Raw genomic sequence first — 13,830 nt, 5'->3', positions numbered from 1 at the left:
GGGGGGGGCTTGACCCGCAGGTGTTCAAGATCACGAATCTGGTGATCCACGGAATCACGGTCTTTGTTCTGTTCTTCCTCATTCGTCGAGTGCTGTCGCTCGGCGGGTGGCCGGAGCGGCTTGTTGCCAGGGGGGCGCTGTTGCTCGCGCTCGTATGGGCGATACATCCTTTGCAGGTTTCCTCTGTGCTTTATGTGGTGCAGAGGATGCAGACCTTGGTCAATCTGTTCATGATCGCGGCATTGTGGGCTTATGTCTGCATGCGTCAGGCGCAGATTGAGGGAGCCCGTAGTCGCGGTTATGGATTGCTTGTGGCTCTGTTTCTGGCGTTGGGGTTCGCATGCAAGGAAGATGCAGTTCTGTTTCCCATGTATGCGCTGTTGCTTGAGCTGACGATTCTGAGGTTTGCTGCATCCAGCCCGACTATCGAGAGGGTACTCAGTCGAGGTTACGGGGTGTTGGCTGTGCTGGGCGTGGTCGTGTACAGCTTGGTGGTCGTTCCGCATTACTGGAGCTGGGATGCCTACCCGGGGCGCGATTTCTCCAGCTACGAGAGGTTGCTCACGCAGGCGCGGGTACTGGTGATGTACCTGGGCCAGATGCTGCTTCCGCTACCCGATTCAATGCACTTCTATTACGACGATCTTGTCGTGTCGCGGGGAGTTCTTTCGCCGGTCAGCACATTGGTCTGCGGGTTGGGCCTGGTTGGTCTTCTGGTGCTTGCGCTGTGCTTCCGGCGACGTCGGCCTGTGTTCGCGTTCGGCGTGTTGTTCTTCTTCGCAGGGCATTTCATGACGAGCAACGTCATCGGTCTTGAGCTCGCCTTCGAGCATCGCAATCACCTACCGCTGCTGGGTGTGGCGCTTGCCTTTGGCGATATCTGCCTGCTTGTTGCCCAGCGACTGCTTCCATCGGCATTTGCCCGGGGTTGGCAGGTTTTCATGTGCATCGTCGTCGCGTTGCTGGCGGTGGGTACCCTGATGCGCGCCAGTGATTGGGGTGAGCCGCTCCGTTTTGCGCAGAAGAGCGTGGATATTGCGCCGCTATCAGAGCGCGCCTGGTTGCAACTGGGGGCTGTCTACGCAGAGCGGAGTGGAATGAATGTGGCGGACCCGAATTTCCGTTTGGCGATTGACGCGTGCGAGCGCGGGAGCAGATTGACGCGCTCGGCGCCGTTGATGTCCAACATCGTGATCTTCAAGACCTGGAATGGAAGCGTTTCGCAGGCAGATTGGGATAGTTTCCTGCGTCGCCTGGGGGAGGTTCCAATGAGTTCCCAGAACCAGCACGTACTGTGGGCGATGCTGGCCAATGCTGAAAAGGGCGCGGCGCTGGACGAGCGCGGGATGCTGGAGCTGATCAGTGTCGTGAGTGGGAAGGCCAACCTTACGGCCGCGGAGTATCTGCGGGTGGCGGCTTACATCCACAATGAGACTTCCTCGCCTGCTGAGGCGTTCCCGTATCTGGAACGCGCGGTGATGATGTCGCCTGTCGGGGATCCTGACATCGTGAAACTGTTTGGCGAGCTGGAAGTCGCGGGACGTGCCGATTGGGAGCGACGGCTGAGGGGGGTCTGGGGAGCGAAGGCTGTTGCCAGGCGATTAGGGGCTCAGTGAATGTGATGTCTGTTAAGGAATTGTGGTGAATGCGCGCGATCGAAGGTGATGTTGGTCCGTTTCTTGCTTGAATAAGGGCACGTGTGGTTGAAACTCTTGGGGAGATTGGGATGAAAGGGGTGCAGCGAGGCTTTACGCTGATTGAGTTGATGATCGTGGTTGCCATCATTGCAATCCTTGCCGCGATCGCGTTGCCGCAGTATCGGAGTTATACGCAGCGGTCGGCGAATGCCGCATGCATGGCCGAAGCAAAGGCGTACATGGGTGCGGCGATCGTGAATATGGCCGATTACACGTTGCCGGTGACATACGTGCCGAAGGCCTGTGATACCAGTACGAGCCTTGGGTTGGGGGCGGGTGATTTTGCTGCTCCGCGGACCGTTACCTTCAACTCGCCTACGCGAGGTGATGTCGCGGTCAAACAAGACGTTGATTGCAATACGGGCAGTGGGCACTGCGCGCTTCAGTAGGACTTCCTGCTGGCCGCCCTCCAAGGGGGCGGCGGTTGGTTTCTTCGATTACTTGCTGGCAACAAGCCACAGGCGTGCAGCCAGATACTTGCCCGCGATGGGAAGTCTGGATAGAGGGTGCAGATATCGCAGTGCGTTGTAGTGGGGAAGCTTGCTGACTCTGACGTCGGAATAGCCGGCGTCACGGAAGAAGTGGCAATTGCCTGCTTGACTGCGCACGGCAATGTGCTCGGGGAACTGGCGGATCCAGCCATGGTGCTTGAGCAGTTCCACAAAAAAATCCAGGTTTGGAGTGTGAAGATAGACCACTCCATTGGCCTTCAGTGCTGGACGCGCTGCCTCGACAATGGCTGACCATTGTTGATCGGCAACATGTTCCGAGATGTCCAGAAGGAATATCGCATCGAATTGCTCGATCTTTCCGTCGAGAAATCCAACGGCATCCGCACAATGGAAGTGGCAGTGGGCTGATCCCTTGGTCAGGTCGCGTGCGGCGCTGATCATGTCCTCGGAAAAATCGATTCCAGAGTACTGGGCATAGCGGCCTTCAAGCAGGCGCGAAAGGATGCCTGTTCCACAGCCGATATCCAGAATGCTCGCATGCGGCGGAAGCGAAACCCGTCGCACAAGCTGCCTGACGCGTTGTTCCTGGCGCGCATTGTTGAAGTGCTCGACGTAGGTGCTGCCGTGCAGCTCCTTTTGTGGGTCATGGCTATCGGTTTGCATTCAGTGATCCGGATTTGATGGCGGCTGCCGCGGCTCCCGCCACAACATCCACTGCACTGCTCAGTATGCGCAGTAGCGCGGCAAGATGGATTGCTTGATTGGTTTCGATCCAGTGGCTGCCCAGTGCGACCAGAATGGCCTCCCGTGCACCGATGCCGCTTGGCAGGATGATGACCAGCATGCCCCCGGAAACGGCCAACAGGTAAGCCCCCGATACACCGAGTGCTGATTGGGTGTTCAGTCCATACAGCTGGGTTGTCAGGAATGCGGCCAGGGCTGCCCAGCTGATCACCTGGAGCAGTTGCAGGCTGGTTGCGAGGAGAAGCTCGCGCCTGGGTGGGGGGGCGTTCTCAAAGTGAGCCGAGATCTTGGGTACATGCCTTGCCAGGGCATGCATGGTCATGATCGCGGCGACAGCCACTGTGGGCAGAAGGGGGAGTAGTAGTGCAGCAGGCCATGCCTCGTGAAGGGCCATGAATGTCAGCAACAGGCCAAGCAGGATGGGTAAGGCGAGGCCGCTGCATTGGTCCACGAGGCTCGCATGGAACAGTTTTCTCCGCTGCTCCTGTGGTTGGTCGTAGATGCGCATAAGGAAGCCGAATATACCGCCCGGCAGATACTTTCCGATCAGCAACAGGCCAAGTTGGCGTGCTGCAGTCGTCCAGCGGGTGTCCTGTAGTGCATAGGCACGCAGATAGGTCCGCCATGATGCCGTAGCAAGTAGCCATATGCCCGCCAGGAGAACGGATATGAGTACCCATCCAGATGCCGGCATCTGTGCTACTGCCTCACCTGAAAGCGTCCGGGTCCGCCAAAGAGCCAGCCCGCAAAGGGCAAGGCCGACCCAAAGCAGTGCTCGCTTGGCAACCTGCCATATGAGCTGCAATCTCAATGCAATCGCTCCATCAACGTCTGGACGATCAGCCGCGAGGGAGAGGCGGGATCTATTTCCCTGATTTTCCATCCGTGTTCAGCATGTTCCGATACGAAACGCTGGATGATTCTTGGCTGCAGATGCGAAAGCGCGATGGTATCGCCGAGGCCATCCGGCCGTTCGGTTGTTCGCCGTAGGAGCAATGTCGGAAGGCCGAGCATTGCCGCTTCCTCCTGGTTGCTGCCCCCGTCAGTCATCAGCAGGCGGCTTCCGACCAGGAGTTTGACAAACTCCGGGTAGTCCGTCCGGTCCATGAGTTCAAGCCCCGGGGTGTTCTGCAGCTTTGTCTTCCAGCCCGTCTGTTCGATCTTGGCCCGGGTTGCCGGATGCAGGACGAACTTGAGAGGGAGTTCCCGGGCTGCATCAATCACTGCCTGCATCAATAGGTTGAAGTCGGCCGCATTGGATAGATTCTCGTTCCTGTGGAGGGAGACGACGCCATATCCACCGGCCCCTCCGATCCCTGAGAGAGCGGCTCCCGTGTTGGCAAGAGATGCCAGCAGGGCATCGCGCAGCGTGTTTCCATCGGTCTGGACCACGCGGCCTTTGGCCGAAGCGAGATTCGCACTGGCCGATGAATCCGGGGTGAAGTGAATGTGGGTGATTCTGGAAACCAGGCGGCGGATCAACTCTTCTGGAAAGGGGTCGAGCATCTTGCTTGACCGAAGACCTGCCTCGATATGCGCGACCTTCACCCCGGCAAGTCGGGACGCAACAGCGCCGAACAGCGTTGATGCCGTGTCACCATGGACGAGGCAGATATCCATGCCTTTCCACTCCTTTCGTCTCAGGCGCACAAAGGTCTGGCCCCAGAACTGGAATGTCCAGCGAGCAAAGGAAAGCTTGGTGTTGGCCTCGTAATTGGGAATCAGAATGTCGTCGGCAGGTCGGGTGCCAAATGCTTTCTCAAGGAGGTCAAAGGTCTCGCTATGTTGACCGGTGTACACAAGCCGATAATCGATGTCGAAGGCATCCATCTGCCTGAGGATGGGGGCCATTTTGATGTATTGGGCCTTTGTGCCCAAGATGACGAGGATTTTCATATCCGGTCGCTAGCCTCCAATGGCTGGAGGGGAGGTGCTTCGGGCTTGTATGCGGCAGATGCAATGCGAGTGGAGTTGTGTGAGTTCCGTTGGAGCAGGCGATGCATCCCATAGCCGGCGAGTATGAAAACCGTCGGCAGCAGCGGTGTGCTGTATCGCGCGATCGGAAAGCCGACAACATGGACGAGCAGGAAATAGATCGTGACCATCGCCATTACTCGGAGCGATAGCAGCCCGGCCGTGGAGACTTTCGTAAGGCGCCTGGGTAGCAGTACATAGACAACAGTTCCCGCCGCAAGAATGATCCAGAGCCAGTGTGTGGACTCCATCGCGCTCAGTGTCCATTTGTGTAGCGGACTTTCGTGATACGGACTGGCGAGCACTGGGTAGGTGAATACGCCTTCGAAGGCGGCCGGATCGTTCCAGGATAGAAATGCGATGGGTTTTCCGAATGCGTACCAACGTAGATACTGTGCAGGGGATTGAGTGATTCTTTCAGCGATGCCGCCCAGAGCTGCTGGGATGCTCGCGGTCAACTCCGCAATCTGGGGGTCGAATCGGTACGGGTATCCCTTGGATTCTTCCAGTGAGTTGAACATCATGTTGGGATAGTGGCCGTGGACCAACGCACTTATCGTAAGTGTAGGATCTGAGGCGTGGCCCGTAACGATGCTGTTTCGTATGGCCCATGGCGCAATCATCAAAAGAAACCCGAAGCACATGGCGATGGAGTATTTCCAGCGCGCTCCTCGGGCAATCAACGGGAGCGCCCCGGCCAGGATGAATGGGATGGCGTATTGCAGCGTTGGTCTTACCAGGGCGGCGATGCCTAGCAAGACGCCGCCTGCTATGGCTATCCGTGAGGCGTTCCGGCTCTTTGAGAGGAACAGCCAGCTGTAAAGTGCCATGAGGGACGCGGTAAAAAGTGTTTCGGTGAGCAGGTAGCTGCCAGCGATGATCAGCTTGGGTGAAATGGCAGTTAAAAACGTGGGGAGCAGTGTCCAGGGCTTTGGCATCAGCTGGCGACTGATGATGTATACGAGCCAAATGGTCAAAGTGCCAAGAATGACTTGGGCGAGAAGCACCCGTTTCACGAATGACCAGTCAACCTCACCCTTCCCAAGCAGTAGTGCCAGAAAGGCGGGATAGCCGGGGGTGACCAGGGCGTCAGGAACGGGTTGCGACGTCTGCGTTCCTGGATTGGAGGAGGGCGCGTGCGAATAGATGGAAAAGTGGTTGATGTTGTAAGCGTAGCTCACATACTTTGCCGCATCGGCTCGTATAGGTTGAACGACCACGGTGCTGAAAGCAGTGTCAAAGCGAAGCCAGGCGCCGAGCAGAATGATGAGGATTACCGAAATCCGAAACAGGGTTGTAGTTCCTTCGGCGGAAGGGAGTGCGGCCGGTTCTCGTATCTCAGGTGATTGCATGGCTTCCGTTGTCATCCGTTGCGTCCTGATGTTGTCGGGGTTCAATCCCCCTGCGTCGAACCTGCCCTCCTTCGTGAAAATGGAATGACAGTTCTGGGGATGGAGTTGCGTGCGTTTCCAGGGGGCGGGAAACATGCCGGCTGGTGTAGTCGGCAAGTTCATGCCCAGCGCTTGATTGCAGTGTTCTGCAAACGTGGCTGCGGCCCTGCTGGAAGGGCGGGTTCAGGCATCCCTTCGATAGGTAAGGTTGGTGATCTGCTCCGAAATCAACCCGATCAGGAAAATGATGACCGCCGCGCTGAAAAGCAGTGTGCTCATGTTGGTCAGCCGGTGCATGGTCGCAAAGGTGTAGCCGTAGTACCCGAGCCCAATCAGAAGGAAGCCAAGGGCAATCGGCCCGAACAACTTCATCGGCGAGTACAGCGTGGCAATCTTGAAAATAATCAACAGGAAGCGAATGCCATCCTTGATCGGTCGGATGTGGCTGCCGTTGCCTACGCGCTTGGCGACCGGGATCGGCACGTAGGCCACCGGGTAGGCGCTACGGAAAAAGGCCATCGTGCTGGTGGTCGGGTAGCTGAAGCCATTGGGCAACAGGTGCAGGAACTCGCGGAAGCGTTCGGCGCGGACTGCGCGGAAGCCGGATGTCAGGTCATCGATCCGATGCCCGGTCATATGGCTGGCCAGCTTGTTGTAGAGCGCGTTGGCCAGACCTCGGTGGAAGTTGGCTTGGCCGTCGCTGTCGCGGGCGCCCACGACCATGTCATAGCCTTCGTCCAGCTTGGCCAACAATCGCGCGATGTGTTCGGCGCTGTGTTGGCCGTCGGCATCCATGAACACCAGGATCTCCCCGGTGGCGGCGCGCGCGCCGCGTTTGATCGCGGCACCGTTGCCCATCGAGTAGGGGCTGGTCAGCACCTTTGCACCGAGCTGGGTGCAGACGCTGGCGGTCTCGTCGGTGGAACCATCGTTGACCACGATGATCTCTGCCGTTGGATACGCTGCCTGCAGCGCGGGCAGGGTGCGCCGCAGCCCCTCGGCCTCGTTCTTGGCGGGCAGGATGATGCTCAGTTCTGACACGTGCGTTTACCGGTAGTTCTCCCCGCAGCAATAGTAGCCGGGTTGGTGAGGAAGGGGGGAGGTCGGGAACGCCGGGGGGCCGGGCCAGTATCGGCCAGATGCGGACGCTGGCCTGGGGCGCCGGCATGCGTACAATTGCCAAGGTTAGGGTCCGGCCCAGGGGAAGCTCATGAACGCTGCAGTCACTGCCAATCTCGTCGGAATCACGGGCATCGCCCGTCGGCTGGTTCAGGATGGGGCGTTGGAGGAAGCCACCGCCCGCACGGCCATGGCCCAGGCGGCCGAGGCCAAGATGCCGCTGAGCCAATGGTTGGCGGAGAAGAAGCTGGTGAGCGCGGCGAACATGGCCGCCGCCAATGCCATGGAATTCGGGATGCCGCTGCTGGACGTGTCGGTATTCGATCCCAGCCAGAACGCGATGAAGCTGGTCAGCGAGGAATTGCTGCGCAAGCACCAGGTGCTGCCGCTGTTCAGGCGTGGTGGCAAGCTGTTCCTGGGTACCAGCAACCCGACTCAGTCGCTGGATGAGATCAAGTTCCATACCAATCTGGTGGTGGAGCCGATCCTCGTTGACGAGGAGCAGATCCGCCGTACCCTGGACCTGTGGCTGGCCAGTAATGAGTCGCTTGGGGACAGTCTGGGAGGTGACGACGAGGCCATTGGCGACCTTGATGTCGCTGCGGGCGACGAGGACGGTGGCGCAGGCGGTGACGCTGGCATCGATGCCAAGGGCGACGACACGCCGGTGGTGAAGTTCGTCAACAAGGTGCTGGTGGATGCAATCCGCCGGGGGGCCTCGGACATTCACTTCGAGCCTTACGAAGATGACTATCGCGTCCGCCTGCGCATCGATGGCCTGCTCAAGACCGTGGCCAAGGCGCCGGTGAAGTTGAACCAGCGCATCGCGGCACGCCTGAAGGTGATGTCGCAGCTGGACATCGCCGAAAAGCGGGTGCCGCAGGACGGCCGTATCAAGCTCAACCTGTCCAAGACCAAGCAGATCGACTTCCGTGTCAGCACGCTGCCGACCCTGTTCGGCGAAAAGATCGTGCTGCGTATCCTGGACGGCAGCGCCGCCAAGCTGGGCATCGACAAACTGGGCTACGAGCCGGTCCAGCAACAGTTGTTCATGGAGGCCATCCACAAGCCGTATGGCATGGTGCTGGTCACCGGCCCGACCGGCTCGGGCAAGACGGTGTCGTTGTACACCGCGCTGGGCATCCTCAATGACGATACCCGCAACATTTCCACGGCGGAGGATCCGGTGGAAATCCGCCTGCCAGGCGTGAACCAGGTGCAGCAGAACAACAAGCGCGGCATGACCTTTGCCGCGGCGCTGCGCTCGTTCCTGCGACAGGATCCGGACATCATCATGGTCGGCGAAATCCGCGACCTCGAAACCGCGGAGATCGCCATCAAGGCCGCGCAGACCGGCCACATGGTGCTGTCCACGCTGCATACCAACGATGCCCCGCAGACCATCGCGCGCCTGATGAACATGGGCATCGCGCCATACAACATCACCTCGTCGGTGACGTTGGTCATCGCCCAGCGCCTGGCCCGCCGGTTGTGCTCCAACTGCAAGCGTCCGGCGCACCTGCCGGAGAACGCGCTGTTGGCCGAAGGCTTCACCCAGAAGCAGTTGGACGAGGGCATCCAGCTGTTCGAGCCGGTGGGCTGCGATGAGTGCACGGAAGGTTACAAGGGCCGTACCGGTATCTACCAGGTGATGCCGATGACCGACGAGATCGCCGCGATCGTGCTGCAGGGTGGCAACGCCATGGACATCGCCGACGCTGCACAGAAGATCGGGGTCAACGACCTGCGCCAGTCGGCCTTGCTCAAGGCCGCGCAGGGCGTGACCAGTCTGGCTGAGATCAACCGCGTCACCAAGGATTGATCGGCGGCTGCTTGCTGCCTGTCGTACAGCAGAACGCCGGGCACTGCCCGGCGTTCTGCTGTCGGTGGTGCCGGGCGCTGCCCGGCACGGAGCGTGCTTACTCCATGCCCAGCTTCTTCAGCTTGTAACGCAGGGCACGGAAGGTGATGCCGAGCTGGGCGGCGGTCTTGGTCTTGTTCCAGCGGTTCTCTTCCAGTGCCTTCTGGATCGCCGCGCGCTCCATCTGCTCGATGTAGGAGGGCAGGGCGGCACCGGAGGGATCGATGTCGATGACCGCCTCTTCCGTGACCGCGGCGCCCGCGCCGGGGCCTTCGGGCTGCAGCACGCTGGCCGGCTTGGGCGCGGGCAGGCGCAGGTCGCTGGCGTCGATGGTGTCGCCGTCGGCCAGGGCCAGGGCGCGCTCGAGGATGTTTTCCAGCTCGCGTACGTTGCCGGGGAAGGAGTAGCCGGCCAGGGCATCCAGCGCCGAGGGCGACAGCACCGGTGGCTTCTGGTTCTGGGAACGGGCCAGCCGGTCGAGGATCGCGCCGGCCAGCTGCGGCAGGTCACCGCGCCGCTCGCGCAGCGGTGGTACCCGCAGCTCGATCACGTTGATGCGGTAGTAGAGGTCATGGCGGAAGCGGCCATCTTGCACCAGCGCCCCGAGGTCCTTGTGGGTGGCCGACAGGATGCGCACGTCCACCGGAACTTCGGTGGAGGCACCCACCGGGCGGACCGACTTCTCCTGGATGGCGCGCAGCAGCTTGACCTGCATCTGCAGCGGTAGTTCGGCCACTTCGTCCAGGAACAGGGTGCCGCCATTGGCCGCCTGGAACAGGCCGGGCTTGTCGGCATGGGCGCCTGTGAAGCTGCCCTTGCGATGGCCGAAGAACTCGCTCTCCATCAGCTCGCCGGGGATGGCGCCACAGTTGACCGGGATGAACGGCCCTGCCGCGCGCGCGCCCTGGTCGTGGATGGTGCGGGCCACCAGCTCCTTGCCGACGCCGGATTCACCGAGGATGTAGACCGGCGCCTGGCTGCGCGCGACCTTGGCGATGGTGGCGCGCAGCTCGTCCATGGCAGCGGAGCCACCGAGCAGGCGCGTGGCGTTCTCCGGCGGCGGCGGCGTGCTCGGCCGGGCGGCATTGTTCAGTTCGATCGCATGGCGGACCAGCCCGCGCAGCACGTTGATGTCCACCGGCTTGCTGACGAAGTCGAAGGCGCCGGCCTTCAGCGCTTCCACCGCCAGGTCCATGCTGCCGAAGGCGGTGATCATGGCGACCGGGGTGCGCGGGTAATCACGGGTGATCTCGGCGACCAGCTCGATGCCGTTGCCGTCGGGCAGGCGCATGTCGGTCAGGCACAGGTCGAACGGATTGCTGGCCAGCAGCTCCCGCGCTTCGGCCAGGTTGGCCGCGGTACTGATGCGCAGGCCCATCCGGCCCAGGGTCAGAACCAGCAGTTCGCGGATGTCGCGTTCGTCATCGACGATCAGGGCGCTATGTGTCGCATTCATGGGCGAAACGATAGCCGAGGCGAGGGGCCTGCGCCAAACATTCGACGCACGGTTTGCGCATTTTCAACCCAGGTCGCGATTGAATGCGGCCTTGGGGACGGACAGGGTCAGGCGGAAGCAGGCCCCGCCCGCGGGGACGGAGACATAGTCCAGCTGGGCCTGGTTGGCCCGGCACAGCTCGCGCGCGATGTACAGGCCCAGGCCGGTGCCGTGCTCGGAGGTCGTATAGAAGGGGCGGAACAGCTGGGCGGCGATGGCGTCGGGAATCCCGGGGCCGCGGTCCATGACGTCGATCACCGCGTGTCGCTCGCCGGAGGCCACGCGGATGCGGACGCGGGCGGGCTCCTCGGCCATGCGACCATACTTGAGCGCATTGTGGACCAGCGCGGTCAGTACCTGGTGCAGGTGGCGCGAGTCCATCAGCGCCGGCACGCTGGGCTCGCGGATCACCGCCTCCAGGCTGTCGGTTTCCAGCGACAGGCTCTGCCGGTACTCCAGCACGAAGCGCCGGACAAAGGTGACCAGGTCCAGGTTCTCCGGGTTGGCCCGTTCGCGCCGGGCCAGGGCCAGCACGCTTTCCACGATGCCGTTGGTGCGCTGGCACTGCTGGTGGATGATCTGCAGCAGGCGGCGGTCGGCATCGCCCAGGTCGTTGGATTCCTCTAGCAGCTGGGTGGCGTAGTTGATGGCCGCCAACGGGTTGCGGATCTCGTGGGCCAGGCTGGCGGAGAACCGGCCCAGCGTGGACAGGGTGAGCGATTCGGCACGCTTGGAGACGACCGAGGTGTCGTCCAGGAACACCAGGGTCATGTCGCTGTCGGCCAGCAGCCGGGCGAAGCGGGGCAGGACTTCGGCCTGTTCCGGTGCCAGTTGCAGGGCCACTTCTTCTTCCTGCCAACCGCCGCGCCAGCGCTGCAGGCGCCGGGCCAATTCCGGCGAGGCGCTGGCCAGGGTGACGCGTTCGGTGGCCAGGGTGCCTTCCAGGTCGCCAAGCAGGGCGGTGGCCGCCTCGTTGGCCAGGGTGATACGACCATCGATGTCGACCACCAGCACGCCGGTGCGCATGCGCCGGATGATCAGCTCGTTGACCTCGAACAGGTTGGCTACCTCCGCGCCGCGCTGGTCGGCCAGTTGCTGGGTGCGCCGGGTGCGGTTGCCGATCTGGTAGCAGATGAAGGCCAGCGACAGGTAGCTGGTCACGAACATGGCCAGTTCGGCCAGGGTACGGCTGTTGTCGACGTTTTCCAGGTAGGTCCAGCCGAACTCCAGCACGCTGGCGCCGCTGGCCAGCAGGGCCACCAGCATCGCGCGTGACAGCGGCAGCAGCAGGCCGGCGGCGGCGATGTTGAACAGCAGCGACATCGAGATGCCGGCGCTGGAGCCGGGCAGGGCATGGCTGAGCAGCACCGCCGCGACGATGTCGGCCAGCACGCTCCAGAACACGATGGTCTGCAGCCAGCGCTCGTTGCGGCCCCAGAACAGCAGCCCGGCCGATATCAGCAGGTAGCTGGTCGAAACCCATTGGGCCAGCCCGACATGGTGGGCCTCCCCGACCATCATGCTCAGCGGGCTGAACACCAGGGCGCACAGCAGCGAGGCGACCAGCAGGCGGTACAGGGCGAAGAAGTACAGTTCGCGGCGCGGGATCGACTCGATGCGGTCGATCAGCGAAGGGCTGGGGGCCAAGCCGGAACTCCTATCTGCAGACGGGCTCGGGCAAGTATAGGTGCCGGCGGGCCGGTTCCGGGTGTTTTCACAGGCGCCGGACAGTTGCGGCAAGTGGCTGAAAATGCATGGGAAAGCGTGCCGGTCTTGGCGATTTGTACAGACTTCTTTGCGCCCCGGCGCTGGCTCGGCCACAATAGTGGGCCCGCCGCGGTCCATGCTGGCGCCCCTCCGTGGGGCCCGAGGAGATGCGTGCGGTCGTTCCTATTCCCACGGTGACGCATGAATTTCCACGAGTACCAGTCAAAACAGCTGCTTGCCGAATACGGTATCCCGGTTCCGGCCGGCAAAGTCGCGGCTACCCCGGACGAGGCGGTTGCCGTCGCCCAGTCGCTGGGCCAGGGCCCTTGGATGGTCAAGGCGCAGATCCACGCAGGCGGCCGCGGCAAGGCCGGCGGCGTCAAGTTCTGCAAGACCGTCGAAGACGTGAAGGCCGCTGCAGCCAAGATGCTCGGCACCAAGATGGCCACCTACCAGACCGCCGGCGTCGAGCTGCCGATCAACCTGGTGCTGGTGACCACCGCCGGTGAGATCGTCAAGGAACTGTACCTGTCGGTGCTGGTCGATCGTGGCACCCGCACCATCAGCTTCATTGCTTCCTCGGAAGGCGGCATGGAGATCGAGCAGGTTGCCGCTGAAACCCCGGACAAGATCCACACCCTGAACGTGGACTTCGTCGAGGGCGTGCAGGGTTACCACGGCCGTGACATCGGCTTCAAGATGGGCCTGACCGCCAAGCAGGCCGGCCAGTTCGCCAGCATCATGGTGAACCTGTACCGCATCTTCAACGAAAAGGACCTGGCGCTGGTTGAGATCAACCCGCTGGCCATCCTGGACGACGGCAACCTGTACGCGCTGGACGGCAAGTTCAACAGCGACGACAACGCCGCCTTCCGTCACAAGGAACTGGTCGCCATGCGCGACAAGTCCCAGGAAGACGAAACCGAAGTGACCGCTTCGGAGCTGGACATCAACTACGTCACCATGGACGGCAACATCGGCTGCATGGTGAACGGCGCCGGCCTGGCCATGGCCACCATGGACGTCATCAAGCTCAACGGCGGCGAGCCGGCGAACTTCCTGGACGTGGGCGGCGGCGCCAACAAGCAGCGCGTGATCGAGGCGTTCAAGCTGATCCTGTCCTCGGACAAGGTCGAAGGCATCTTCGTCAACATCTTCGGTGGCATCGTCCGCTGCGACATGATCGCCGAGGGCATCATCGCCGCGGTGAAGGAAGTGGGCGTCAAGGTTCCGGTCGTGGTGCGCCTGGAAGGCACCAACGTGGAAGAAGGCAAGCAGCTGCTGCGTGACAGCGGCATGGCCATCATCCCGGCTGACAACATCAACGACGGCGCCAAGAAGGTCGTTGAAGCTGTCAAGAACGCCGCCTGATCCCGACACCAAGGAATTC

General features: G+C 61.7%; 11 protein-coding genes. 4 read left to right on the top strand and 7 right to left on the bottom strand.

The genetic code is table 11. From position 1 onward, the window contains the following. Together AC06FE_RS04565 and AC06FE_RS04560 are read left to right on the top strand one after the other, a co-directional pair. A partial coding sequence (locus tag AC06FE_RS04565) for a glycosyltransferase family protein (protein ID WP_478072351.1) occupies window positions 1-1,616 on the top strand: 1,616 nt, incomplete at its 5' end. Window positions 1,617-1,726: 110 nt separating this feature from the next. Then, on the top strand, window positions 1,727-2,086 hold the full coding sequence (locus tag AC06FE_RS04560; protein ID WP_478072350.1) for a prepilin-type N-terminal cleavage/methylation domain-containing protein: 360 nt from the start codon (window positions 1,727-1,729) through the stop codon (window positions 2,084-2,086). Between the two features lie 48 nt (window positions 2,087-2,134). Here the strand turns inward: AC06FE_RS04560 and AC06FE_RS04555 are convergent, their stop codons facing one another. From AC06FE_RS04555 to AC06FE_RS04535, 5 genes are all read right to left on the bottom strand, one after another. Next, window positions 2,135-2,812 (bottom strand): class I SAM-dependent methyltransferase, encoded by a 678-nt coding sequence (locus AC06FE_RS04555; RefSeq protein WP_478072349.1) that lies wholly within the window; start codon window positions 2,810-2,812, stop codon window positions 2,135-2,137. Then, entirely contained in the window at window positions 2,799-3,704 is a 906-nt protein-coding gene (locus AC06FE_RS04550) for a lysylphosphatidylglycerol synthase domain-containing protein (protein WP_478072348.1), read from the bottom strand. The genes AC06FE_RS04555 and AC06FE_RS04550 overlap by 14 nt, the downstream gene beginning before the upstream one ends. Further along, window positions 3,701-4,789, bottom strand: a complete 1,089-nt coding sequence (locus tag AC06FE_RS04545) for a UDP-N-acetylglucosamine 2-epimerase (RefSeq protein WP_478072347.1) — start codon at window positions 4,787-4,789, stop codon at window positions 3,701-3,703. The genes AC06FE_RS04550 and AC06FE_RS04545 overlap by 4 nt, the downstream gene beginning before the upstream one ends. Next, window positions 4,786-6,234, bottom strand: coding sequence for a glycosyltransferase family 39 protein (locus AC06FE_RS04540; protein WP_478072346.1), 1,449 nt, complete (start codon window positions 6,232-6,234; stop codon window positions 4,786-4,788). Before AC06FE_RS04540 ends, AC06FE_RS04545 begins: the two co-directional genes overlap by 4 nt. A gap of 207 nt (window positions 6,235-6,441) precedes the next feature. Next, the gene (locus tag AC06FE_RS04535; protein WP_478072344.1) at window positions 6,442-7,299 is read right to left on the bottom strand and encodes a glycosyltransferase family 2 protein; all 858 of its coding nucleotides are present in this window, start codon (window positions 7,297-7,299) and stop codon (window positions 6,442-6,444) included. A 169-nt stretch (window positions 7,300-7,468) separates the two neighbouring features. Here AC06FE_RS04535 and pilB point away from each other — a divergent pair, with 169 nt between their 5' ends. Further along, window positions 7,469-9,199, top strand: a complete 1,731-nt coding sequence (gene pilB / locus AC06FE_RS04530) for a type IV-A pilus assembly ATPase PilB (protein ID WP_478072343.1) — start codon at window positions 7,469-7,471, stop codon at window positions 9,197-9,199. Between the two features lie 97 nt (window positions 9,200-9,296). Here pilB and AC06FE_RS04525 read toward each other — a convergent pair whose 3' ends face one another. Both AC06FE_RS04525 and AC06FE_RS04520 read right to left on the bottom strand, forming a co-directional pair. After that, on the bottom strand, window positions 9,297-10,694 hold the full coding sequence (locus AC06FE_RS04525; RefSeq protein ID WP_192287456.1) for a sigma-54-dependent transcriptional regulator: 1,398 nt from the start codon (window positions 10,692-10,694) through the stop codon (window positions 9,297-9,299). A 63-nt stretch (window positions 10,695-10,757) separates the two neighbouring features. Continuing rightward, window positions 10,758-12,380 (bottom strand): sensor histidine kinase, encoded by a 1,623-nt coding sequence (locus AC06FE_RS04520; RefSeq protein ID WP_313251896.1) that lies wholly within the window; start codon window positions 12,378-12,380, stop codon window positions 10,758-10,760. Window positions 12,381-12,641: 261 nt separating this feature from the next. Between AC06FE_RS04520 and sucC the strand changes: the two genes are divergently transcribed. Then, window positions 12,642-13,811 carry an ADP-forming succinate--CoA ligase subunit beta gene (sucC, locus tag AC06FE_RS04515; RefSeq protein WP_132865375.1) on the top strand — a complete coding sequence of 390 codons (1,170 nt, stop codon included), beginning with the start codon at window positions 12,642-12,644 and terminating at the stop codon, window positions 13,809-13,811. Window positions 13,812-13,830 lie beyond the last annotated feature (19 nt).

The organism is Stenotrophomonas sp. Steno-C18 (assembly GCF_056393195.1).
This window is presented reverse-complemented; position numbering and strand designations above follow the sequence as displayed.

Excerpts from the sequence above, each read along its gene's own strand:
- AC06FE_RS04560 (WP_478072350.1), top strand. The coding sequence starts at position 1,727 with ATGAAAGGGGTGCAGCGAGGCTTTACGCTGATTGAGTTGATGATCGTG.
- AC06FE_RS04540 (WP_478072346.1), bottom strand. The coding sequence starts at position 6,234 with ATGACAACGGAAGCCATGCAATCACCTGAGATACGAGAACCGGCCGCA.
- AC06FE_RS04525 (WP_192287456.1), bottom strand. The coding sequence starts at position 10,694 with ATGAATGCGACACATAGCGCCCTGATCGTCGATGACGAACGCGACATC.
- AC06FE_RS04555 (WP_478072349.1), bottom strand. The coding sequence starts at position 2,812 with ATGCAAACCGATAGCCATGACCCACAAAAGGAGCTGCACGGCAGCACC.
- AC06FE_RS04545 (WP_478072347.1), bottom strand. The coding sequence starts at position 4,789 with ATGAAAATCCTCGTCATCTTGGGCACAAAGGCCCAATACATCAAAATG.
- pilB (WP_478072343.1), top strand. The coding sequence starts at position 7,469 with ATGAACGCTGCAGTCACTGCCAATCTCGTCGGAATCACGGGCATCGCC.
- sucC (WP_132865375.1), top strand. The coding sequence starts at position 12,642 with ATGAATTTCCACGAGTACCAGTCAAAACAGCTGCTTGCCGAATACGGT.